Genomic DNA, 23,023 nt, shown 5'->3' on the forward strand with positions numbered 1-23,023 from the left:
GCAAAGTTGATGCTGTCCTTCAGGCTCAGGCCGCCGTGCGGGGCGGGGAGGGCCCCGGCGCCAGGGAACGATGCGCGAACGCTCCGAGGTGCCCCATGCGGGTGCGGCGATGCACGCATCCGGGCGTTCCGGGACGTGCGAGGCGCGGGCCGGCAAGTATCCTGGCGCCTGCATGCAGGATCAATGCCTGAAAACCCTCGATGGGACTTCAGGCACCGTGTCGCGCCGTCAGCGCCTCACCACTTCGGATGCACCGGCCGGAACACCGGCCGCCACAGGTAGCGCCGCGCGATCTCGCCATAGCCGCGGTAGTAGAAGTGGCCGTTGGCTTCCAGCACCGCGGCGCGGTGGCGGCGGAAGTGCACCGGAATCTCGTACCAGGGCATGGTCGACGCGCGGTGGTGCACGTGGTGCAGGTTGTTGTAGAGGTAGAGCAGGCCCATCACCGCGTTCGATTCGACGATGGCCACGCGCGCATGCGGCGCCTCGCTCCAGCGGTGTTCGGTGAAGGTGCGCAAGGCGCCCAGCATCATGCCGGGGTAGACGAAGTACAGCACGTACTCGCCGAAGCCCATGCCGCACACGCCGATCACGAAGTACAGCACCGGCGCGATGCTCAGCGCGTGCACGGCCCAGATCCGCAGGTGCGACACATCGCCCGCGAGCAGCTTGCCGCCCTCGGTGCGCACCAGCTTGTAGAGCCGCAGCACCGGGCCCAGCAGCACGCGGAAGGCCAGCGTCTGGTTGACGCTGTAGACGCGCTGCCAGAACGGGCTGTAGGCGGCCCAGGCCGGCGCCGAGTGGTAGGCGCTCTCGGTGTCCTTCTGCGGATGCGTGAGGTGGAAGTTGACGTGGTGTGTGCTGTGGCTGCGGTGGTAGAGCGGGTAGGGCAGCCAGAGGTTGACCGGCGGCCACACCAGCGCGGTGCGCAGCCAGCGCGGCAGGCCGCGCATCGCATGGATGCTCTCGTGCTGCAGCGAGAAATGCAGCTGCGCCAGATAGCCGCCGACGACGAACAGCGGCCATCCCGGCAGCAACGCATGCCACCACACCAGTGCGGCCCAGGCCGGGTAGAACAGCAGGCACAGCGCCACGGTCGGTGCTTCGCAGCGGCGCCACCAGACGGCGCGCGCGGCACTGCGGGCGGTCGGCGACAGCGGGGCGGAAAGAGAGGAATCGGAAGACATGGCGGAGGGCCAAAGAAAGCCGCCGATGCTAGGTGCGCGCGGGTGCCTTGCATGCGCCCTTTGCGCATGTCGATATGCGAAAGGCATCGTTCCTGCCGGCGCGCGAAATCCCTAGATTCCTCCGCTTTGCGCCGACTCGGCACAGGGTTCTCTTTCCATGTCTTCCATTCCTTCCCGCCGCCATGCCGCCAAGCGCGCGCTGCTGCTCGCACTGGCCGCAGCCTTCCCCTTCGTCGCCACCCCGGCGGCCGCCGCCGACGACTTCCCGGCCAAGCCGCTGCGCGTGGTCGTGCCCTATCCGGCCGGCGGCATCGCCGACAAGATTGCGCGCGAAGTGGCCGAGCAGCTGCAGCTGCGCCTGAAGCAGCCGGTGGTGGTCGAGAACCGCAGCGGCGCGGCCGGCAACATCGGCTTCGACTACGTCGCGCGCCAGCCGGCCGACGGCTACACATTGCTGCTGGCACCGGCCTCCAACCTCACGGTGCAGCCCGCGCTGTTCAAGCAGCTGAGCTACGACCTGGCGCGCGACTTCGCGCCGGTGTCGCTGCTGGTGCAGACGCCGCAGGTGCTGCTGGTGAACCCGGCGCTGCCGGTCGACAGCGTCAAGGACCTGATCGCCTATTCGAAGAGCCACCCGGGCAAGGTCAACTACGGCGTGAGCATCGGTGCCTATTCCCACCTCGCCGGCGAGCTGCTGCGCAGCCAGACCGGCGCCGACTTCACCGCCATCCCCTACCAGGGCAGCGCCCCGGCCATCACCGACCTGCTGGCCGGCCAGACGCAATTCATCTTCAACGAAGTCATCACCGCGATCCCGCACATCCAGGGCGGCAAGCTCAAGCCGCTTGCGGTCGCTTACAAGACGCGCGCGCCCTGGCTGCCCAACGTGCCGACCACGGCCGAGGCGGGCTTCCCCGGCTTCGAGGTGACCTCCTGGTACGGCGTGGTGGTGCGCAGCGGCACGCCGCGGCCGGTGGTCGACCGCCTCTCGCGCGAGCTGCACGACATCGTGCAGGCGCCGGCCTTCAAGAAGCGCTACGACGACATCGGCGCCTTCACCGTGGGCAACTCGCCCGAGGAGTTCGGCCGCTTCATCCAGTCCGAGACGGTGAAGTGGACCGCCGTCGTCAAGCAGGCCGGCATCGAGGCCAACTGAGCACGCGATGAGCCTGCTGACCCCCGACGCATTGCAGCAGCTGCTGCTGGGCGACCAGGAACTGGCGCTGCTCGACGTGCGCGAGGCGCGCCAGGCCAACCGCGCGCACCTGAACCTCGCGCGCCATGCGCCGCTGAGCACGCTCGAATTGCAGATCGGCGCCTTCGTGCCGCGCCGCGCGGTGCCGGTCGTGCTCTGCGACGAGGACGATGCCGCCGACGGCCCGGCCGCGCGCGCCGCGGCGCTGCTGGCGCGGCTCGGCTACACCGACGTGCGCCGGCTCGACGGCGGCCTGCGGGCCTGGGCCGCGCGCGGCCTGCCGCTGATCGACGGCAACAACACGCTGGTCAAGGCCTTCGGCGATCGGGTGCGGCAGCACTACGGCACGCCGGTGCTGCCCTTGGCCGAGCTCGAGGCGCGCCGGCGCGACGGTGTGCCGACCACCCTGATCGATGCGCGGCCGCGCAACGAGTACGCCTTCCTGTCGATCGCCGGCGCGCGCAACCATCCGGGCACCGAGCTCTCGCTGCGCCGCTTCGACGACCAGGCCGACCCCCATCACCTGTGGGCCATCAACTGCTTCAGCCGCACGCGCGGCATCATCGGCACCACCACCCTGCGCCATCTGGGCCTGACCGATCGCGCGGTGTTCGTCGAGGACGGCGTGATGGCCTGGGGCCTGCGCGGCGCGCCCGTGGTGCAGAACGCCCGGCCTGAAGACGCTGGCGACGAGCTGCCGGCCGAGTCGCCCGAGGTGCTGCGCGGCCTGGCCGATGCGCTGGTGGCGCGCCACGGCCTGCGGCGCATCGATGCCGAGGGCCTGCAAAGATTGCGCGCCGACACCGATCGCACGCTCTATCTGTTCGACGTGCGGCCGCCGCTGCCCGGCGCCGCGCCCGCTGGCGACCTGCGCCATGTCGCGGGTGGCCAGGTCTTCATGCATTTCGAGAACCTGGTCGGCACGCGCGGCGCGCGCATCGTGCTGGTCGACGACCCGCACGGCCTGCGCGCGGCCATCACCGCGTTCTGGCTCACCCAGCTCAACCAGGCCGAGGTCCATGTGCTCGACGGGCCGCTGCCGGACGCGCCGGCGGAAGACGCGAGGCCCGCCGAGGACATCGGCGCCGACGCCGTGGATGCCGATGCACTGGCCCGCTGGCGCGAAACGGGATCGACGGACGTGGTCGATGTGGGGCCCAGCCTCGACTACGAACGCCAGCACCTGCCCGACGCCTTCTTCCTGCTGCCTTCATCGCCGGACAAGGTCGACGCCTTGCTGGCCGTGCCTGGCCGCACGGTGGTCTTCACCTCGCCCGATGGTGCAGCCGCCCGGCTCGCGGCGCGCGATGCGCTGCAGCGCCGGCCGCGGGCCCGCGTGGCCTGGCTGCACGGCGGCACGCAGGCCTGGCAGGCCGGTGGCGGCGCGGTCGAGAGCGGCGTGCGCCACGACCGGCTGCTCACGCCCTTCGACGACGACTGGGGTTCGGTGATGCGTGTCTTCGGCCCCGCGCGCGACGCCGCCTGGGCCGACTACCTGGCGTGGGAGCGCGGCCTGAGCGCGCGCGTGGCGCAGGACCCGACGGTGCGCTTCCGCTTCTTCGACTGAGCGTGCGCCGAGGAGGCGGCCGACGCGCGGTCGCCCTCGGTGCATTTGAATGGCATGCTTGGGGCATGAAACTGCCGTTCCACTGGACCCTGTGCTCGCTGCTGGCGATGGGCAGCCTGTCGGGCTGCGACCTGCTGTTCGAATCGAAGCCCTCGGACCCGTTGCTCAGCAAGGAGGCCATCGCCACGCGCGCAGCGCCCCAGGAACTGATCTTCGAGGGCCAGCTCGGCGGCGAATCGATGTTCCTGCTGGTGCACGACTGCGAGGTGTACCGCGTCGACCGCCGCGAGGGCGGCGGCGTGCAGTGGACCAGCGTGCTGGCGCCCGAGTTCTATCCCTTCTGGACCGTCTGCCAGCGCCAGTCGCTGACGATCCAGCCGAAGCTGCTGACGGTCACGCTGGGCCGCCAGGCCGTCGGCGCCGGCGGCTGCTGTGCCACCGGCGGCACCTACACCTCGGTCGACGGGCGGAACTGGAAGAAGCGCTGAGCGCCCCTGCCATCGCCGTGGGAGCCGCCGTGGCGCCTCAGGGCTCGCCGGGACGCGCGCGCTCCGGGCGACGCGCGCAGCCGCCGTGCCCCACGAGCTCGGCGAAGGAGGCGGCCCAGAACAGCTGCGCGTGCAGCGGCCCGCCGTGCATGAGTTCGTACTTGATGTGCACCAGGCCGACATGGGGCACCTCGATCTCGACGCGCAGGTCCGTTCGCTGGCCCACGCGGGGCGGCGGCAGTTTGGTGGAGCCGCGGGTGACGAACTCGATCGGAATCCTGGACAGGAGCCCGTTGGGCGGGTGAGGGGGCATGGGTTCGGCTTCCGGGCGGTGGTTCTCGAGCCGTGAGTTTCCGGGGCCTTGCCATTCGAAGGAATACCTGAAAACAGGTAGGCCGACGGCTGGATGCGGAACCTGCCCAGGGTGAATCCGCCAAGGCGGTGCGACCGGCGATCCGATGGGGCGACGAACGCCGCTAGAGCTTCTGCCCGAAGCGCTCGAAGCGTGGCCTCCAGTGGCCCTGGATGTCGGCGGAGACCATCACGCCCAGCGCCCGCCCGATCAGCAGCTGGCGCGGCACGAAGCCGAAGTAGCGCGAATCGGCGCTGTCGTCGCGGTTGTCGCCCAGCATCAGGTACTCGCCCTCGGGCACCACGATGGGCGCGAAGCTGTTGCGCGCCGCAATGCCCGGCAGCCATTGCACGCGGCGCTCGCTGCCCTGCACCCGTTCGGTCAGGCGCGTGGCGTCGACGGTCCGGCCCGTGGCCACCTTCTCCTGCAGCGTCTGGGCCGCGTCGTAGCGCGCCGCCTCGCCGTTGATGAAGAGCACCTCGTGGCGCATCTCCACCACGTCGCCCGGCAGCGCCACCAGCCGCTTGATGAGCCGCGTGCCGTCGTCCGGTGAGGAGAAGGTCACGACGTCACCCCGTTTCGGCTCGCCCGTGCGGGCCAGCACCACGTCGGTCAGCGGCACCTTGAGGTTGTAGGCCAGGCGGTTGACGAACACCACGTCGCCTTCGAGCAGGTTGGGCCGCATCGAGCCGGAGGGGATGGGGTTCCAGTCGGCGATGGCCGTACGGAAAAGGCCGAAGCACAGCAGCAGAACCAGGAACCCCCTGTTGGTACGGACCCAGCGTCCCATGTTTTTCTCCTTGGTTGGTCGCGCCGTTTGGTGCGACGGCCCCATGAATAGTTCCGGATGCCCGCGCCGCCGCAGCGCGCCGGGACCGCAGCGCATCGGCCGCTTCGACGATAATGCGAACAATTCCCATCTGCAAAGCACGCATCGAACGGGATTCCGTCCCTCCATGGTTCCTGGCCTGCCCGTGCTCGACCGCTACTACCGAGAACTGCTGAACTACTTCACCCGCCAGGTGAAGGACCGCGATGGCGCGGCCGACATCGTGCAGGAGGCCTATGCGCGCGTGCTCGGGGTGCAGCAGGCCGGCCAGCCGATCCGCGAGCCGCGCGCGTTGCTCTACCGCACGGCGCGCAACCTGCTGATCGACCGGCAGCGGCACCAGGCGCTGCGCGCGCCCGAAGATCCGCAGGCATTGGACGACATGCCCGCGCCGGTGACCCAGCAGCCCGAGGAGGCCTACGCGGCGCAGCAGCGCGTGAACAGGCTGGTGGCCACCATCGAAGGCCTGCCGCCGCGCTGCCGGGAAGCCTTCGTTTTGCACAAGCTCGACGGGCTCTCGCATGCCGAGGTCGCCGCGCAGATGGGCATTTCGCGCAACATGGTGGAACGCCACGTGATGCTGGCGGTGCTGGCCTGCCGCAAGAGCCGGGACAACGCCGACGATGCGGCGGCCCGGCCGCCGCGCGGGCGCGAGGGACCGCCATGCGATTGACGACGACACTTTTTTCATGCCTCGACATCAGGGTTCGGCGCACTCGCCCGTCTACGAAGAAGCCAGCAGAGATTTCCGCGCCATGAGTTCACGCCCCGCCCCCGACGACCACGCGCCGCGCCCGCCCCGACAGGGCGGGGCGCGGGAGGACGAGCTTGTGTCGGGCGATGCCCTCGATGCCGAACTCGCGGACCTGAGCGCCGCCGAGGCCCAGGCCCTGCGCTGGCTGGTGCGCCGCGAGGACGGGCTGGATGCAGCCTCTGAAGCCGGCTTCCAGGCCTGGCTGCATGCCGACGCCGCGCACCGGGCCGCCTTCGACGACCTGGCCGGTGCATGGCAGGGCATCGACGCCATCCCGGCCGAGGGCGTGGCCCGGCTCCGGGCCGGCGTGCCCGCGCGCGGGCCGGCCGCGCCACCGGCGCGACATGCCAAGCCTTCCGGCCGCGCCGGATGGTTCGCCTGGGCCCCCGGGGCGCTCGCGGCCGGCGTGGTGGTCGCCATGCTGGGCGGTGGCGGCTGGCTGGGCTGGAACCATTGGCAGCAGCAAGCCGTGTTCAGCCAGCACTACGCCGCGGCACGCGGGCAGCAGCTCGAAACCCGCCTGCCCGACGGCAGCACCTTGCGGCTGGACACCGCCTCGCAGGCCGACGTCACCCTGTACCGGCAGCGCCGCGAAGTGCGCCTGCCCGAGGGCCAGGTCATGTTCAGCGTGCAGGGCGACAAGGCCCGGCCCTTCGACGTGCTCGCGGGGCCTCTGCGCATCACCGTGGTCGGGACGCGCTTCTCGATGCGCTACACGCCGTCGCTCGGCAGCCAGCAGGTGCAGGTGGCGGTGGAAGAGGGCCATGTGCGGGTCGCGCGGGCCGATGCCGCCGGGCCCGGCGCCGATGCGGTCGAACTCACGGCCGGCCAGGCCGTCGCCGCGGACGGCGAGGGCCGGCTGGGGCCGGTCGTGCCCGTCTCCGCCCAGGGCATCGCGCCCTGGCGCGGGCACCGGGTCAACTTCGACAACACGCCGCTGGCGGCGGCCCTGGCCGAGCTCGAGCGCTACGGCGACACCGGCCTGCGGGTGCGGGACCCGGCCGTCGCGGCGCTGCGCGTGACCGGCAGCGTGGACCTGCGCCGTGTCGGCGACTTCGCCCGCAGCCTGCCGCATGTGCTGCCGGTGCGCTTGGTGCCGCGCGAGGGCGTGGACGAAGTGGTGGCCAAAGGACCCTAGCGGGCGCGGTGCGCGACGCCGCAAAAAATCTTTGGCGAGCGACATCAGGTTTTGCCGCGATGGCCCGTCTTCAGGAGATTCGATCGATTCTTGTTCGCATCTTCAGGAGATTCCTTTCACCATGCACCGCCCGCGTCCTTCTTCTTCGTCCTCACCCGCCCGCTTCGACCTCGCGCCGCTCGCGCTGGCAGTCGCGCTCAGCCTGGGCGGCTTCGCCGTGCAGGCGCAGACGGCGTCCGCCGCGCCGGTGAACATCGCGATCGCCGCGCAGCCGCTGGCCCAGGCCCTGACCGAACTCGCGCGCCAGGCCGGGCTCACGCTGATGGTGCCGCCCGCGCTGGTGGCGGGCCGGTCGGCGCCGGCCGTGTCCGGGCGATTGACGCCGCAGCAGGCGCTGGACCGCCTGCTGGCCGGCAGCGGCCTGGTGGCGATGCAGGAAGGCAACGCGGTGGTCGTCAAGGCCGTCCCCGCGGGCGGCAGCTCGACCTTGCCGGTTGTGACCGTGACCGCGGCTTCCGATCCGGAGACCGCCAGCAGCCCCGTCAAAGGCTACGTCGCGAAGCGCAGCGCGACCGGCACCAAGACCGACACGCCGATCATCGAGACGCCGCAATCGATCTCGGTGATCACCGCGGAGCGCATCGAGGCCATGGGCGCGACCAACCTGACCGATGCACTGATGTACACCCCGGGCGTGAAGGCCTTCGACGGCTTCGACACCCGCTACGACTGGCTCTCGATCCGCGGCTTCGACGCCTATTCGCCGGGCTTCTACCTGGACGGCATGCAGCTGCGCAACAACGCCGGCTACTCGGTCTGGCGCACCGAGGCCTACGGCGCCGAGCGCATCGAGGTGCTGCGCGGCCCGTCGTCGGTGCTGTTCGGCCAGAACTCGCCCGGCGGGATGGTCAACGTGGTGAGCAAGCGGCCGACCGAGGAGCCGCTGCGCGAGCTGCAGCTGCAGGTCGGAGACCATTCGCGCCGCCAGCTGGCCGCCGACTTCTCGGGCCCGCTCGACGCCGAAGGCAAGCTGCTGTACCGGCTGACCGCCGTCGGCCTGGACAGCAACACGCAGGTCGACCACGTGAAGAACGACCGCCTCTACATCGCACCGGCCATCACCTGGAAGCCCTCGGGCGACACCACGCTCACGGTACTGAGCCACTACTCGCGCGTGCGTGCCGGCAACTCCTACGGCTTCCTGCCGCCCGACGCCACGCTGCTCTCCAACCCCAACGGCCGCATCCCGACCTCGACCTTCGTCGGCGAACCCGGCTTCGACCGCTTCAACCAGAACCAGTGGACGCTGGGCTACCTGCTCGAGCACCGCCTGAACGACACCTGGACGCTGCGCCAGAACGCGCGCTACGGCAAGATCGAGACCGACTACCGGCAGGTCTACCAGGGCGGCTTCATCAGCGTCGACCCGGCCAACCCCGGCAACCCCGCCAACTTCCGCGACGTGAACCGCTATGTGTTCGGCAGCCCGGAGAGCGGCAAGGTGCTGACGGTGGACAACCAGGCGCAGGCCAGGCTGCGCGCGGGCGACTGGCAGCACACGCTGCTGGTGGGCCTGGACTACCAGCGCGGCGACTACAAGCAGCTCACCTACTTCGGCAGCGCGCCCTCGATCGACATCTACGCCCCCGTGTACGGTCAGCCGGTCACCGTGCCCGATCCCTACATCGACGCCCGCACGCGGCTCACGCAGACCGGTCTCTACCTGCAGGACCAGATCAAGTGGAACGAGCACTGGGTCGCCACGCTGGGCGGCCGCTACGACACGGCCAAGGTGCGCTCGCACAGCGAGTTGGACGGCAGCAGTTCCAACCAGACCGACAACAAGTTCAGCGGGCGCGCGGGCCTGGTGTACCTGGCGCCGAGCGGCTGGGCGCCCTACGTCAGCTACTCCGAATCGTTCTCCCCGACGACCACGATCAACCCCGAGACCAACAACCCCTTCAAGCCCGAGACCGGCAAGCAGTACGAGGCCGGCCTGCGCTACCAGCCGCTGGGCACCCGCGACACCTACAGCGCCGCGGTGTTCGACCTGCGGCGCCAGAACGTGATCACCTTTGGTCAGAACTTCACGCCGATGCAGACCGGCGAGGTGCGGGTGCGCGGGCTCGAACTCGAAGCGAGCTTCCAGCCCATCCAGCGCATGAACGTGGTGGCGGCCTACACCTGGACGCCCGATGCCGACGTCACCGCAAGCAGCAACCCCGACCAGATCGGCAAGCAGCTCGTGGGGACGCCGCGCAACCAGGTCTCGCTGTGGGGCGACTACCGGATCGGCAACGGCCTGAAGGTCGGCCTGGGCGTGCGCTTCGTGGGCTCGACCCACGGCGCGAATGAATCCGCGCCGGCCAAGATCCCGTCGTACACCCTGTTCGACGCGATGCTGGGCTACGACTTCGAACGCTGGAGCCTGGCGCTCAACGCGCGCAACCTCACCGATCGCATCTACGTCGGCCGCAACTGCGATGCCTACAGCTGCGGCTACGGCCAGCGGCGCAGCCTGGTCGCCACCGCCACCTATCGCTGGTAGGGCGGCGGCTTCGGGAAGAAGCGGTTCGCGGGCCGCGGCAGCCCGAGGTTTTCGCGCAAGGTCTTGCCTTCGTACTCGCGGCGGAAGATGCCGCGCCGCTGCAGCTCCGGCACCACCTTGTCGGCGAAGGCATCGAGGCCGCCGGGCAGCCAGGGGAACATGATGTTGAAGCCGTCGGAGCCCTCGGCCTCGAGCCATTCCTGCATCTCGTCGGCGATGGTCTGGGCCGTGCCCACGAAGGCCAGGCCGCCGTAGCCGCCGATGCGCTGCGCGAGCTGGCGCACGGTGAAGCCCTCGCGCCGCGCGAGCGCGATCACGCGCTCGCGGCCGCTCTGGCTCGCGTTGGTCGGCGGGATCTCGGGCAGGGGTTGGTCGGGATCGAAGCCGGAGGCGTCGTGGCCCAGCATGATCGACAGCGAGGCGATCGCGCTCTCGTAGTGCACCAGGCTGTCGAGCTTCGCGCGGATGGCACGCGCCTCGGCCACCGTGTCGCCCACCACCACGAAGGCGCCGGGCAGGATCTTCAGGTGCTCGCGCTCGCGGCCCAGCGCGGCCAGCCGGCCCTTGACGTCGGCGTAGAAGCGCCGACCCTCGTCCAGCGTGCCGGGCGCGGCGAAGATCACTTCGGCGGTCTCGGCCGCGAGCTGCCGGCCGGGCTCCGAGGCACCGGCCTGCACGATCACCGGCCAGCCCTGCACCGGCCGCGCGATGTGCAGCGGGCCGCGCACCGACAGGTACTTCCCCTTGTGGGCCAGCGTGTGCAGGCGCTCGGGGTCGAAGAAGCGGCCGCTGTCGACGTCACGCACGAAGGCGTCGTCGGCCCAGCTGTCCCACAGCCCGGTGACCACGTCGTAGAACTCGCGCGCGCGGGCATAGCGCTCGTCGTGCGCCATGTGCTCGTCGCGGCCGAAGTTCTTCGCCGCATCCGGGTTGCTGGTGGTCACGATGTTCCAGCCCGCGCGGCCTTCGCTCAGGTGGTCGAGCGAGGCGAAGCGGCGCGCGATGTGGAAGGGCTCGTCGAAGGTCGTCGAGGCGGTCGCGACCAGGCCTATGTGCTGCGTGTGCTGCGCCAGCGCCGACAGCAGCGTGAAGGGCTCGAAGGAGCTCACGGTGTGGCTGCGCTGCAGCGCCGCGATCGGCATGTTGAGCACGGCCAGGTGGTCGGCCATGAAGAAGGCGTCGAAGCGCGCGCGCTCCAGCGTCTGGGCGAAGCGCTTCAGGTGCGCGAAGTTGAAGTTGGCGTCGGGGAAGGCGCCGGGGTAGCGCCAGGCGCCGGTGTGGATGCTGACGGGGCGCATGAAGGCGCCGAGCTTGAGCTGCCGTGGGGAGGTCATGGTGCGCGGGGAGAGAGCGGGGTGGCGGCCACCATAAGCCCGGCCCTTTGCCCGGACAACGAACCATTGCTCACTAGGTTATGGCGATCGCGGTCTAAGCGGCGCCGTGCATCAGGGCCGCGCGAAGACCTTCGACAACAGCGGCGCCAGGTCCTGCATGGCACCCAGCGTGGGCGGGCCCGGCAGCAGGCCGGGCTGGAAGCCTTCGCGCTCGAAGCGGCGCAGCAGCGCGGGATCGGCGCCGATGATGTGCACCGGCACGTCCCAGTCGTTGCCGCTGCCGCTCACGCGGGCCCAGGGCTGGTGGTCGCCGATCAGCACCACGACCAGCCGGGGCGGCGCCTGCTCGCGCAGGTAGGCGCCCAGCCATTGCCAGGTCAGGGCGATCGACTGCAGGTACGCGGGCACCGGGTCGCGCCAGGACGTCAGCTCCTCCATCGCATGCATCTGCTGCGCCGGGGTGTAGGCCGCGGGGCCGGTGAGCCGCCCCCAGTCGCCAACGAAGGGCGGCAGCGGATGGAAGGGCGCGTGGCTGTTGAGCGTGGGAAAGACGACGAAGCGCGGCTTGCGCGCCGCGGCCGGCGCCGCCAGCTCCTGCGCGTGCAGCAGCGCCATCGCGGCCTGGTCGGGGATGCGCCACGAACCGAAGGGCAGGCCGGTGTAGCCCATGGTGCTGGCGTCCACGTAGCGGTCGAAGCCGAAGAAGCGGCCTTCGGGCCAGGGCCGCTGCAGCCCGGGCATCCAGCTCACGGTCTCATAGCCGTGGGCGGCGAAGTGCTGCACCAGCGTGGGCCGTTGGGTGGTCAGCAGCAGGTCGTAGTCGAGCGGGTCGCGCGTGTCGACGCCGGTCAGCAGCGCGCCGTGCGCGAGCCAGGAGCCGCCGCCGAAGGTGGGCGAGCGCACGCGCGCCGACACCACCGTGCGTCCGCCGGCCGCGATGGCCTGCGCCAGCGCGTCGCGCGGGCCGGCGAGCGCCTGCGCCTGCACGGGATCGTCGACGGTGCACACGCCATACGACTCGGAGAACAGCACCAGCACGTCCGCGCCGTGGAGCGCATCGAGGTCGGCAGCGAAGGCTGGGCTCGGCGACAGCCGCGAGGCCGCGCCGTCGGCGCGCGCTTGCGCGACCAGGAACTGCGCCTGGCGCAGCACCAGTTTCGAGACCGGTTCGGAAAAGGCGCGCCAGCTTTCGAATCCGCCCAGGCCGTCGGCGGCCCGCGCCAGCACCAAGAGGCTGCACAGCGCGAGCAGCGCGAAGCGCGCCGGGCGTGTGGCCAGCCCGTGTGCCACCGCGCGCCAGCAGGCCCAGGCCAGCCCCGCCACGGCGGCCAGCGCCAGCAGCAGCAGGCCGCCGGCCGCGGCGAGCTGCCAGACCGGCACCTCGTGCTGCGCCAGCACGCTGCCCAGGTGCCGGCCGTCCCAGTAGAGGTTGAGCGGCCGGCCGAAGAGCGCGGTGGCCGTCACATCCAGCAGGTGCACCGCGATCAGCGCGGCGCTCGCCGCCGCCAGCCAGCGCGTGGCCCGGGCGGCAGGGCCGCCTCGCCAGGCGATCCAGCCGGCCAGCCCGGCCACGCCGGCGCACAGTTCGAGCGACACGCGCGCGCCGGGCTGCGGCCAGAAGGAGGCGGCGGGCGCGCCCAGGGTCAGCAATGCATTGAGCAGCGCCAGCGCCAGCGCGAGGCGCAGCCAGGGCGCGAGGCGGCTCACTGCCGGATCGCCTCGAACTCGATGATCAGCTGCACCTCGTCGCCGACCCAGCCGTTGCCCACCCCGTAGTTCATGCCGTAGGCGCTGCGCAGGAAGCTGCCGCGCGCCGACACGCCCATCACGTAGGAGGACTTGGCGATCGGCGAGAGGCCGCTCTTGTTCCAGGTGGCCTGCAGCACGAGCGGTTGCGAGCGCCCCAGCAGCTCGAGCGCGCCGGCGATGGCGAAGTGGCGCTCGGCGATGCGCGTGGCACGGACCGCGGTGAACACCATGCGCGGAAACTCGGCCGCGTTGAGGAAGTCCGCGCTCTGGAGGTGCTGGTCGCGCTTGACGTGGTTGCTGAACACGCTGCGGGTGTCGACCTCGATGCGCACCTCGCCCAGTTCGCCGCTGGCCTCGTCGAAGCGGAAGCTGCCGCGCGCGGCGCGGAACATGCCCAGCACCCTGGCGTAGCCGATGTGCTCGACCAGGAAGCCGACGCTGATGTGCTCGGGATCGATCTCGTAGCGCGCGGGCGCCGCGAAGGCCATGTCCGGGCCCAGCGCGATCCAGCCGAGCAGGCCGGCGCCGAAGGCGCGGCGGGTGGGCGAGGCGAGGGGGTTGTTCATGGGCCGGTCTCCGAAGTGCGGGGCCGATGGCGTGCGAGCCAGCGCACGTCGGCCGCGAAGGAGCCGACCAGCGCGAGCAGGCCCGCGCCGGCGACGAGGCCGGCCCAGGGGGCCTCGACGACCGGGGCCAGGCACAGGATCAGGGTGGCGATCTGTGCCACGCACACCGTCTTGCGCCGCAGGCTGGGCGGCAGCGGGCGCGCGAGCCAGGGCCAGCGCCAGGCGGCGGCCACGAAGGCATAGCGCATCGCGCCGGAGGCCAGGATCCAGGCGCCGGCCTTGTCCTGCTGCAGCACCAGCACGCAGAGCACGAGGATCAGCAGCGCATCGGTCTCCATGTCGAAGCGGGCGCCGAAGGGGCTGGCTTCCTGGCGGCGCCGTGCGACCGGGCCGTCCACCGCGTCGAGCAGCGCCGCCACCGTGGCCAGCGCCACCAGCGCCCAGCCGAAGGCGGCCGGGTCGGCCGGCACTTCGCCGATGGCCGCGGCCAGCAGCGCGATCAGCGCCAGCCGGCCCAGCGTGATGCCGTTGGCCGCGCCGAAGCGCGCATGGGGCGCGTGGGTGGCCAGGCCGGTCCACATGAGCAGCGCGCCGGTGCCGAAGACCGCCAGCGCCTTGGGCACCAGCCACAGGCTCATGCCGTGCAGCGGCGCGAGGAGCGCCACCACCGCCAGGCCGGCCGCCAGCAGCAGCGCCACGCGCGCCACCGCCCACGCCGCGTCGCGGCGCAAGCCCGCGGGTGCCGGTGCGGCCATGGGGTGATGGGAGCCTGGGGTCGAAAGCATCGTCTTAAGATCCTTCTGCGCCGGAGGGCCCACCACACGGCGGGCGGCGGCGGTGGGACACCAAAGAGCATGCCAGCAATTCGGACGCCTGTGGTCAGCGATGCGTATCAAGCCCTCTGGATCGAGGCACCGGGCCGGGCCGTGCTGCGCGCGGGCACGCTCGGCGCGCGGGCCGACGACCATGTGCGCGTGCGGGCCCTGCACAGCGCCGTCAGCCGCGGCACCGAGCTGCTGGTGTTCCGCGGCGAGGTGCCGCCCAGCGAGTTCGCGCGCATGCGCGCCCCCTTCCAGCAGGGCGAGTTTCCCGGGCCGGTGAAGTACGGCTACGCCAGCGTCGGCCTCGTCGAGGCCGGCCCGCCCGCGCTCCAGGGCCGCGCGGTGTTCTGCCTGCACCCGCACCAGTCGCGCTACGACGTGCCCGCCGCGGCCGTCCACCCCTTGCCCGAGGGCCTGCCGGCCGCGCGCGCGGTGCTGGCCGCCAACATGGAGACGGCCGTCAACGCCCTGTGGGATGCGGCGCCGCGCCTGGGCGATCGCGTGGCGGTGGTGGGCGGCGGCGTGGTCGGGCTCTTGGTGGCTTGGCTCGCCTCGCGCATCCCGGGCTGCGCGGTGCAGCTGGTCGACGTGCGCGCCGAACGGGCCGCGGTGGCGGCGCACCTGGGCCTGGACTTCGCGCTGCCCGACGCCGCGATGCGCAATGCGGATCTCGTGGTGCATGCCAGCGGCCAGCCCGCCGGCCTGGCGAGCGCGCTGGGCCTCGCGGGTTTCGAGGCCACGGTGCTCGAGCTCAGCTGGTACGGCCAACGCGCGGTGACACTGCCGCTGGGCGAGGCCTTCCATGCCCAGCGCCTGACGCTGCGCAGCTCCCAAGTCGGCCAGGTGGCCACGGCCCAGCGCGGGCGCTGGAGCCATGGCCGCCGCATGGGGCTGGCGCTGGCGCTGCTGGCGCAGCCGGCCGCCGCCGTGCTGGACGCCCTGATCACCGACAGCGCGCCGCTGCAGGAACTGCCCGCCGTGCTGGCGCGCCTGGCGGCCGGCGCGCCCGATACGCTGTGCCAGCGCATCGACTATTCCTGAACCTGTTCTTCAAGGGAGCTCCACCATGTACAGCGTCAACGTCCGCGACCATTTCATGATTGCCCACAGCTTCCGCGGCGAGGCCTTCGGCCCCGCGCAGCGGCTGCACGGCGCCACCTACGTGGTGGATGCGACCTTCCACCGCCGCGCGCTCGATGCCGACGGCATGGTGGTGGACATCGCGCGCGCCACCACGGTGCTGCGCGAGGTGCTGGGCGAACTCAACCTGCGCAACCTCGACGACGACGGCGCCTTCGCCGGCCAGAACACCACCACCGAGTTCCTGGCGCGCGTGATCTTCGAGCGCATCGCCGACCGCATCGTGACCGGCGAGCTGGGCCCGCATGCCGGCGGCATCGAGCACCTGGGCGTGCGCCTCAACGAATCGCACGTGGCCTGGGCCGCCTACGAGGCCGCGCTGCCGCGGCCGGCGACCGGCAGCTGATGCAAAGGTCCTGCACCTTCCTGGTCCCGGGCGACTGGGACAGCCGCACCGGCGGCTACCTCTACGACCGCCGGATCGTCGACCAGCTGCGCACCGCGGGCTGGCAGGTGGACGTGCTCTCCCCCGGCGACGGCTTCCCCTGGCCCGACGCCGCGGCGGCGCAGCGCGCACGCCAGGTGGTGGCGGCCCTGCCCGACGGCGCGCTGGTGGTGGCCGACGGCCTGGGTTTCGGCGTGCTGCCGGAACTGGCCGCGGCGCACGCGGACAGGCTGCGCTGGGTCGCGCTGGTGCATCACCCGCTGGCACTCGAGTCCGGGTTGACCGAAGCACAGCGGGCCAGGCTGTTCGACAGCGAGCGCCGCTCGCTCGCGCATGCACGGCGGGTGATCGTGACCAGCCCGTCGACCGCGCGCGCCCTGGCGCCCTATGAGGTGCCGCCCGATCGCATCCACGTGGTCGAGCCCGGCACCGATGCTGCGCCCCTGGCTGCGGGCGGCGGTGCCGGTCCCCAGGCGCTGTCGCTGCTGTGCGTGGCGACCGTCACGCCGCGCAAGGGCCATGTGCTGCTGCTCGAGGCGCTGGCCGGCCTGCGCGAGCGGCGCTGGCACCTGCATTGCGCCGGCAGCCTGGCGCGCGATGCGCAGGAGGGGCGCAAAGCCCAGGCGCTGGCCGGGCGCCTGGGCCTGGCCGAGCGCGTGACCTGGCACGGCGAGGTCGATGCCGATCCGCTCGCCGCGCTCTACGCCCAGGCCGAGCTGTTCGTGCTGCCGTCCTGGCACGAAGGCTATGGCATGGCGCTGGCCGAGGCGCTGGCGCGCGGCCTGCCGGTCGTGAGCTGCGCGGCCGGCGCGATCGTGGACACGGTGCCCGCGGACGCCGGCATCCTGGTGCCGCCGGGCGACGTCGACGCGCTGCGTGCAGCGCTGCGGCGCCTGATGGACGCGCCCGAGGCGCGCCGCGCACTGGCCGCGGGCGCGCGGGCCGCCGCCGCACGGCTGCCGCGCTGGTCCGATGCCGGGCAGCGCTTCGCGGCCGCGCTGCAGTCGATCGGGACCGCGCCGCCATGAGCGGCTTCGACGCCGGCTGGCTGGCGCTGCGCGAGCCCTTCGACCGTGCGGCGCGCGAGGCGTCGGCGCTCCGGCTGGACTGGCCCGCGCTGGCCGCGCGCCTGCGCAGCGGCCGCGATGCCGGCGTCGCGCTGCAGGTGGTGGACCTGGGCTGTGGCACCGGCGCCAGCCTGCGCGCGCTCGCGCCCCGGCTGGGCGGGCGCCAGCACTGGCAGCTGCTGGACCACGACCCGGCGCTGCTGGCCGCGCTGCCGCAGGCGCTGTCGACCTGGGCGGTAGCGCGGGGCTGTCGCGTGGTCGAGGGGGATGGATTGGCGATCGAGGGCGAGCATCTGCAGCTCACGGTCGCATGGCAGTGCGCCGACCTGGCGGACCTGGCCGGCGTCACGGCGCTCGACGGCGCGCAGCTCGTCACGGCCTCGGCCCTGCTGGACCTGGTGTCGGCCGCATGGCTCCAGGCGCTGGTCGCGCGCTGCCGCGCGGCCGGCGCGGCCGTGGGCTGGGCGCTCAGCGTGGACGACCGGCTGCAGTGGCAACCCGCCGACGGCGCGGATGAAGCGGTGCATGCGCATTTCTGCGCCCACCAGCGGCGCGACAAGGGCTTCGGCCCGGCCCTGGGCGGCGGCGCCGTCGCGGAAGCCGTCCGGCTGCTGCAGCGCGCGGGCTATCGGGTCGCCACCGCACCGAGCGACTGGCAGGTCGATGGCGAACGTTCGCCGGCGGACCGCGCGATGCTGCGCGAGATGGTCGAGGGCCTGGCCACCGCGGCGCTCGAGCAGGCACCCGAGGCGGCACCGGCGGTGCAGGCCTGGCGGCTGCGGCGCCAGGCGCAGTGGGCGGCTACGCGATTGCAGGTCGGCCACACCGACCTGCTGGCCTGGCTTTAGGCCGCGCGCAGGTCCAGGTCCCAGAGCAGGTCGCCGCCCAGCGCGAAGGTGCGGGCCGGCGGGCGCAGCGCCTCGCCCATCGCGTTCGAGCGCCGCACCTGCAGGCCCGGATGGCCGGCGCCGATCATCACGGGCGCGACGATCAGGTGCAGCCGGTCGAGGCAGTGCTGGCGCACGAACTGCGACAGCGTCACGCCGCCGCCTTCGACGAACAGCAGGTCCAGGCCGCGCGCGCGCAGGGCATCCACCACGCTGGCCAGCGGCAGCTGGCCGTCCAGCGCGGCGCTGCGCGGCACCACGATCACCTGCCGCGTGCCCAGCCGCGCCTCGGCGCGGGCCCGGTGCTCGGGCGCGCACACCAGCAGCGTGGGCGCCTGAGCGTCGGTGAACACGCGCGCATCGGCCGGCACCCGCAGGCCGGGGTCGATCACCACGCGCGTGGGGTGCGGGCCCTCGACGCGGCGGGTGGTGAGCTGCGGGTTGTCCAGGCAGGCGGTGCCGGCCCCCACGATCACCGCATCGCACAGCGCGCGCAGGCGGTGCACATGCACCAGGCCCTCGGGGCCGTTGACGAAGCAGGAGTCGCCGTTGTGGGTGGCGATGCAGCCGTCCAGGCTCTGGCCCAGCTGACCGATGACCCATCGGGCGTGGGCACCGCGGCGGTCGAGCAGCGGCTTGAGCAGCGCGAACAGCGCCTGCGCGGGCGCATCCCAGTCGCCCTGCAGCGCGTGGCCGTGGCCGTCGGACCAGGCCAGCGCCGCGGGCCCGTCGGGCGCGGCCTCACCCCGGCGCCGGCGCTCGGCGATGGCCAGGCACAGCGGCCACAGCGCGGCGACGTCGCCGGGCGCAGCGCAAGGAAGGGAGGGAAGGGGCAGGGCGCTCAGAAGACGGACTCCTGTGATGGTCTTGCCGCCCCGGCCGCCAGCGGCGGCACCCAAGGATGCGGTCGGTCGAAGGCATGCTAGCAGCGCTACCAGCGCGGCGTGTAGTACGGATACCCGTCCCCTTCGCCCGGCGGCACGGCGCCGGGCGCGGCAGCCGTGCCCGCCAGCAGCACGACCGCGATCGCCGCCGCCGCGCAGACGGCCGCGCCGGCGGCGCGCCACAGGGGCCGCGCCCAGGGCGGCCGGGCGGCGCGCGGCCAGCGTTCCAGCAGCGGCCCGGCCGCGAAGCCGAGCGCCAGCAGCCCCAGCGCGGCGGCCGGGGCCTGCGTGAGGCGCAGGGTGGCATGGGCCAGCGCCAGCCAGCCCAGCGCCGCCGCGGTGCGGCCGGCCGGCCCGAAGGCGATGCGCGCGCGGGGCCAGAGCCACAACGCCGTGGCGGTGACCGCCACCGCCGCGCCCAGCGCCAGTTCGAACAGCAGCAGCGACGCCGACAGCATCGCCACGCCCGCCAGCCCCAGCCCGGCCACCGCCAGCAGCGCCGGCGCATCGGCCGTGTCCTCAGGCGGCTGCAGCACGGCACCCAATACCGCGGTGCCCACCGCCCAGGCCCCCACGCCCGCGAGCGGCGTGGCTGCGCCCAGCACGAAGAGCATCAACGCCCAGGCCGCGGCGGCGACCAGCCATTGGGTGCGCAGGCCCGTGCGCAGGGCTTCCAGCGCGACGCCCAGCACCGCCGCGCCCAGCAGCGCCCATGGCAGCTTGCCGATCAGGCTGCCGGGGTTCGACGGCCAGCCGACCACCCAGGCGCAGGCCACCACCAGCGCGAGGGCGGTGCCCGTGGCGGCCCAGCGCGCGCCGGCCGCCCGGCGCAGCAGGCCGCACAGCAGGAACGCCAGCAGCGCGGGCACGAGCACGCTGCGGACGAGGGGGTGGTGCAGGAGGTCCATGGGGCATGGGCGGGATGCTTTCGCATTCCAGCACGCCCGGGGGCCGCGGTAAAGGTGCGCGCTGTGCGGCGGCTCACTCCTTGATGTTGGCGGCCTGCACGATCTTCTGGTTGCGCGCGTACTCGGCCTTGACGAAGGCGCCGAGTTCCGCGGCCGAGCCGCCGCCGGGCAGCGCGCCCTGTTCCTGCAGCTTGGCGCGTACCTCGGGCTCCTGGAGCACCGCGTTGAGTTCCTGGTTGATGCGCGCGACGATCGCCGGCGGCGTGGCGGCCGGCGCGAAGATGCCGGTCCAGCTGACCATCGAATAGCCCTTCAGGCCCGGCATCTCGCCGAAGGTCGGCACGTTGGGCAGCGCGTCGAGCCGCTGGCTGCCGGTCACGCCCAGCGCCTTCAGCCGGTGGCCGTTCACGTGCGGGATGGCGCTGGTGCTGACCAGCATGGCCAGGTCGACCTGGTTGCCGATCACGTCGGTGGCAATCTGCGCGCCGCCGCGGTAGGGCACATGGGTGACGAAGATGCCGCCGGTCTGCTTGAGCAGTTCCATCGCCAGCTGCAGCACCGTGCCCACGCCCGAGGTCGCGTAGCTGTACTGGCCCGGCGCGGCCTTGGCCAGCTTGACGAAGTCGGCGTAGCTCTGCACCGGCAGGCCCGGCCGCGCGACCAGCACCATGGGCGCGGTGTTGAGCATGCCCACCGGCGCCAGGTCCTTGAGCGGGTCGAACTTGAAGGCCGCGGGGTTGATCAGCCTGCCGATGGCGATCGCGCTGTCGGGCCCGGCGACCAGCGTGTAGCCGTCGGGCGCCGCGTTCACCGCCTTGGCCACGCCGATGGCGCCGCCGGCACCGCTCACGTTCTCGATCACCACCGACTGCTTGAGCCGTTCGCCCAGCCTGGTGGCGACCAGGCGGGTGTTGAAGTCCACGCTGCCGCCGGCCGAATAGGGAACGATCAGCGTGATCGGCCGGCCGCCCGGCCAGGCGGGCGACTGGGCGAACGCGTTGCCGCCGATGGCCGCCAGGGCCATCGACGCGAAGAGGAGGGGCTTGAGCGTGGGCATGTTCAGTTTCCGGAGAGGGTGGGGGTGTCCTGCGGCAGCCGCGCGCGCAGCGCGTCGAATTCGGCGCTCCATTGCGCGCGCCAGGCGCGCCGCGTCGTGTCGTCGATCCAGGCGCCGTCGAGGCCGTTGTGCATGAAGCCGCGCAGGTCGTCGAGGCCGAAGCCGAAGTCGCGGACCATCATGGCCCAGGCCTGGGTGGGCGTGACCTGGTGCAGCGTCGGGTCGTCGGTGTTCGGGTGGATGCGCAGGCCCAGGCCGGGCATGCGCCGGATCGGGTGGTCGAGCGCCCAGCGCTCGGGCGGCAGCGTGCGCAGGTAGTAGGAGTTGGTCGGCACGACGGTGAACAGCACGCCGCGCTCCGCGCATTCGCGCGCGAAGTCCGGCTGGTCGACCACCGTGTAGCCGTGGTCGATGCGGTCCACCTGGAGCAGGTCGAGCGCGGTGCGCACGTTGGTCCAGGGCATGCCGAACTCGCCCGCGTGGGCGGTGGTCCGCAGGCCGGCGCGGCGCGCGTTGCGATACGCCTGCGCGAAGAGCTCGGGCGGCCGGTCGTTCTCGCGGTAGTCGATGCCGATGCCGATCACCTCTTCGCAGCGCTGCGCCGTGACCCAGTCCACCATCTCGACGGCCGCCTCGGGGCTGGCCTCGCGGTCGATGGCCGCGATCAGGCGCCCGACGATGCCGAACTGCCGCTCTGCATCATGGATGGCGCGCACGATCGCCTGCTGGGCCGCGGCGTAGCCGATGCCCGAGGCATGCACGGTGCCGGTGGGGTTCCAGCAGAACTCGCTGTAGCGCACGTTGTGGGCGGCCGCGTCCTCGAGGTACTCGCGCGTGATCCGGTACAGGTCGTCGGCGCTGCGGATCAGCTGGGCGTCGAGCGCGCGCAGCACGCGCAGCACGCCCACCGGCTTTTCGCCGCGTGTGTAGAAAGCTTCGACCTCGTCCTCGGCCAGCGGCATGCCGGCCTGGCGGTTGAGCGCCGCGAAGGTGGCGTGCCGCACCGTGCCGAACAGATGGCAGTGCAGCTCGACCTTCGGGATGGCGCGCAGGAAGGATTCGAGCGCGGGCGGCAGGGCGGGCGTGGGGGGCATGCGGCGCAGTCTAGGGAAGAAGGGGGGATAAGAAAAATTTCAAATATCTATAATTTGATTCAGCCAATGAATAAGCAGCCATGACCACCTCGGCCCTGCGCGCGCTGACCCTGCGTCAGCTCCAGTTCTTCTCGGTGCTGGTGCAGGAAGGCCAGTTCGGGCGCGCCGCGCGCCGGCTGTCGATCACCCAGCCCGCGCTGAGCAATGCCATCAAGCAGATGGAGAAGCTGCTTGGCGCCGAACTGCTGACCCGCTCCACCCATCGGCTGGAACTCACGCCGGTCGGCGCCGAGGTGCTGGCGCGCACCGACTTCCTGGTCAACACGCTGGAGGTGGTGCTGCACGACATCGAGAGCACGGTGCAGCGCGGCCGGGCCTATGTGCGCGTGGGCGTCATCCCCTCGGCCAGTGCCAGGGTCGCGGCGGCCGTGGCGGACTTCGTGCGCGACGCGCCGCAGGCGGTCGAGTTCGCCTGGCGCGATGCGCCGTCGACCACGCTGGTGACCGAGGTGCGCGGCGGCCAGCTCGACATGGCGGTGGTCGCCATCACCGAGCCGCCCGGCGGCCTGGCCTGCGTCGATCTCTTCCGCGACCCGCTGGTGCTGGTGGTGCGGCACGACCATCCGCTCGCGCAGGCGGGCGAGGTGAACTGGGAGGCCATCGGCCGCGAGCGGCTGGTGCTGTTCGAGAGCGGCAGCATGCCGGCCCTGGGCGACCCGGCGCGCGCCCAGTTCGCCCAGGGCGCCGAGCCCTACCGCGTCAGCTATTCCGAGACGCTCTATGCGCTGGTGCGTGGCGGGCTCGCGCTGGGCCTGATGCCGCAGCTCTACACCTCTTCGCTGCGCGACCCCGAACTGGTGGTGCTGTCGCTCGCGAAGCCGCGCATCGAGCGGCGCGTGGTGCTGGTCTACCAGCCGGGGCCCACGCGCAACGTGGTGGCGCAGGAACTGATCGCCTGCCTCGCGCAGCGCCTGCCGGTGCCGGGCAAGGCGCCCAGGCGCCGGGTCTCGCGCGCGCGCCGCTAGCGGCCGGCCAAAAGAGGGCGGTCCACCCGGCTACAGTGGCGTCCCTTC

Annotated in this window: 22 protein-coding genes; 11 read left to right on the forward strand and 11 right to left on the reverse strand. The window is 72.3% G+C overall.

The annotated features are described in order from the left end of the window. Nucleotides 1-236 precede the first annotated feature (236 nt). Nucleotides 237-1,187 (reverse strand): fatty acid desaturase, encoded by a 951-nt coding sequence (locus QTI20_RS01920; RefSeq protein ID WP_286574134.1) that lies wholly within the window; start codon nt 1,185-1,187, stop codon nt 237-239. Nucleotides 1,188-1,344: 157 nt separating this feature from the next. Between QTI20_RS01920 and QTI20_RS01925 the strand changes: the two genes are divergently transcribed. The 3 genes from QTI20_RS01925 (at nt 1,345) to QTI20_RS01935 (ending at nt 4,437) form a co-directional block, all read left to right on the forward strand. Continuing rightward, nucleotides 1,345-2,343 (forward strand): Bug family tripartite tricarboxylate transporter substrate binding protein, encoded by a 999-nt coding sequence (locus QTI20_RS01925; protein ID WP_286550589.1) that lies wholly within the window; start codon nt 1,345-1,347, stop codon nt 2,341-2,343. 7 nt (nt 2,344-2,350) lie between these two features. Next, nucleotides 2,351-3,949: a rhodanese-like domain-containing protein gene (locus QTI20_RS01930; RefSeq protein ID WP_286550588.1), complete on the forward strand. Its 1,599-nt coding sequence runs from the start codon at nt 2,351-2,353 to the stop codon at nt 3,947-3,949. Between the two features lie 65 nt (nt 3,950-4,014). Further along, nucleotides 4,015-4,437, forward strand: coding sequence for a hypothetical protein (locus QTI20_RS01935; protein WP_286550587.1), 423 nt, complete (start codon nt 4,015-4,017; stop codon nt 4,435-4,437). 37 nt (nt 4,438-4,474) lie between these two features. On the opposite strand, the gene QTI20_RS01940 is transcribed toward QTI20_RS01935, so the two are convergent. After that, nucleotides 4,475-4,750, reverse strand: coding sequence for a hypothetical protein (locus QTI20_RS01940; protein WP_286550586.1), 276 nt, complete (start codon nt 4,748-4,750; stop codon nt 4,475-4,477). A 163-nt stretch (nt 4,751-4,913) separates the two neighbouring features. Further along, nucleotides 4,914-5,579 (reverse strand): signal peptidase I, encoded by a 666-nt coding sequence (gene lepB / locus QTI20_RS01945; RefSeq protein WP_286550585.1) that lies wholly within the window; start codon nt 5,577-5,579, stop codon nt 4,914-4,916. 166 nt (nt 5,580-5,745) lie between these two features. Between lepB and QTI20_RS01950 the strand changes: the two genes are divergently transcribed. The 3 genes from QTI20_RS01950 to QTI20_RS01960 all read left to right on the forward strand — a co-directional run bounded on the left by QTI20_RS01950 (nt 5,746) and on the right by QTI20_RS01960 (nt 10,058). Next, nucleotides 5,746-6,291 carry a sigma-70 family RNA polymerase sigma factor gene (locus QTI20_RS01950; RefSeq protein WP_286550584.1) on the forward strand — a complete coding sequence of 182 codons (546 nt, stop codon included), beginning with the start codon at nt 5,746-5,748 and terminating at the stop codon, nt 6,289-6,291. An 82-nt stretch (nt 6,292-6,373) separates the two neighbouring features. Then, nucleotides 6,374-7,510, forward strand: coding sequence for a FecR family protein (locus QTI20_RS01955; RefSeq protein WP_286550583.1), 1,137 nt, complete (start codon nt 6,374-6,376; stop codon nt 7,508-7,510). Between the two features lie 121 nt (nt 7,511-7,631). Further along, nucleotides 7,632-10,058 (forward strand): TonB-dependent siderophore receptor, encoded by a 2,427-nt coding sequence (locus QTI20_RS01960; protein WP_286550582.1) that lies wholly within the window; start codon nt 7,632-7,634, stop codon nt 10,056-10,058. Here the strand turns inward: QTI20_RS01960 and QTI20_RS01965 are convergent. The 4 genes from QTI20_RS01965 to QTI20_RS01980 form a co-directional block, all read right to left on the reverse strand. Beyond that, nucleotides 10,046-11,392 carry an LLM class flavin-dependent oxidoreductase gene (locus tag QTI20_RS01965; protein ID WP_286550581.1) on the reverse strand — a complete coding sequence of 449 codons (1,347 nt, stop codon included), beginning with the start codon at nt 11,390-11,392 and terminating at the stop codon, nt 10,046-10,048. The two genes, QTI20_RS01960 and QTI20_RS01965, sit on opposite strands and share 13 nt — an antisense overlap. A 111-nt stretch (nt 11,393-11,503) precedes the next feature. After that, nucleotides 11,504-13,099, reverse strand: coding sequence for an alkaline phosphatase family protein (locus QTI20_RS01970; protein ID WP_286550580.1), 1,596 nt, complete (start codon nt 13,097-13,099; stop codon nt 11,504-11,506). Continuing rightward, nucleotides 13,096-13,707, reverse strand: coding sequence for a YceI family protein (locus QTI20_RS01975; RefSeq protein ID WP_286550579.1), 612 nt, complete (start codon nt 13,705-13,707; stop codon nt 13,096-13,098). Before QTI20_RS01975 ends, QTI20_RS01970 begins: the two co-directional genes overlap by 4 nt. Further along, nucleotides 13,704-14,462, reverse strand: coding sequence for a CDP-alcohol phosphatidyltransferase family protein (locus QTI20_RS01980; RefSeq protein ID WP_286550578.1), 759 nt, complete (start codon nt 14,460-14,462; stop codon nt 13,704-13,706). Before QTI20_RS01980 ends, QTI20_RS01975 begins: the two co-directional genes overlap by 4 nt. A gap of 99 nt (nt 14,463-14,561) precedes the next feature. On the opposite strand from QTI20_RS01980, the gene QTI20_RS01985 reads away from it, so the two are divergent. The 4 genes from QTI20_RS01985 to QTI20_RS02000 are packed head-to-tail and all read left to right on the forward strand — an operon-like array spanning nt 14,562 to nt 17,968. Continuing rightward, nucleotides 14,562-15,569, forward strand: a complete 1,008-nt coding sequence (locus QTI20_RS01985) for a zinc-dependent alcohol dehydrogenase (protein WP_286550577.1) — start codon at nt 14,562-14,564, stop codon at nt 15,567-15,569. 25 nt (nt 15,570-15,594) lie between these two features. After that, entirely contained in the window at nt 15,595-16,014 is a 420-nt protein-coding gene (locus QTI20_RS01990) for a 6-pyruvoyl trahydropterin synthase family protein (protein WP_286550576.1), read from the forward strand. Further along, the gene (locus QTI20_RS01995; protein WP_286550575.1) at nt 16,014-17,081 is read left to right on the forward strand and encodes a glycosyltransferase family 4 protein; all 1,068 of its coding nucleotides are present in this window, start codon (nt 16,014-16,016) and stop codon (nt 17,079-17,081) included. Before QTI20_RS01990 ends, QTI20_RS01995 begins: the two co-directional genes overlap by 1 nt. Further along, on the forward strand, nt 17,078-17,968 hold the full coding sequence (locus tag QTI20_RS02000) for a hypothetical protein (RefSeq protein WP_286550574.1): 891 nt from the start codon (nt 17,078-17,080) through the stop codon (nt 17,966-17,968). The genes QTI20_RS01995 and QTI20_RS02000 overlap by 4 nt, the downstream gene beginning before the upstream one ends. Here the strand turns inward: QTI20_RS02000 and QTI20_RS02005 are convergent. The 4 genes from QTI20_RS02005 to add form a co-directional block, all read right to left on the reverse strand. Next, a complete protein-coding gene (locus QTI20_RS02005; RefSeq protein WP_286550573.1) occupies nt 17,965-18,906 on the reverse strand; it encodes a RibD family protein in 942 nt (313 codons plus the stop codon). The genes QTI20_RS02000 and QTI20_RS02005 overlap by 4 nt on opposite strands. 32 nt (nt 18,907-18,938) lie before the next feature. Beyond that, complete coding sequence (locus QTI20_RS02010) at nt 18,939-19,799, reverse strand: hypothetical protein (RefSeq protein WP_286550572.1); 861 nt, start codon at nt 19,797-19,799, stop codon at nt 18,939-18,941. Between the two features lie 73 nt (nt 19,800-19,872). Next, on the reverse strand, nt 19,873-20,856 hold the full coding sequence (locus QTI20_RS02015) for a Bug family tripartite tricarboxylate transporter substrate binding protein (protein ID WP_286550571.1): 984 nt from the start codon (nt 20,854-20,856) through the stop codon (nt 19,873-19,875). Nucleotides 20,857-20,858: 2 nt separating this feature from the next. Further along, a complete protein-coding gene (gene add / locus QTI20_RS02020; RefSeq protein WP_286550570.1) occupies nt 20,859-21,950 on the reverse strand; it encodes an adenosine deaminase in 1,092 nt (363 codons plus the stop codon). Between the two features lie 80 nt (nt 21,951-22,030). Between add and QTI20_RS02025 the strand changes: the two genes are divergently transcribed. Beyond that, nucleotides 22,031-22,975, forward strand: a complete 945-nt coding sequence (locus tag QTI20_RS02025) for a LysR family transcriptional regulator (protein WP_286550569.1) — start codon at nt 22,031-22,033, stop codon at nt 22,973-22,975. The last annotated feature ends 48 nt before the right edge of the window (nt 22,976-23,023 follow it).

The sequence above is a fragment of the Variovorax sp. J2P1-31 genome, from assembly GCF_030317215.1.
Classification (GTDB): Bacteria; Pseudomonadota; Gammaproteobacteria; order Burkholderiales; family Burkholderiaceae_C; genus Variovorax.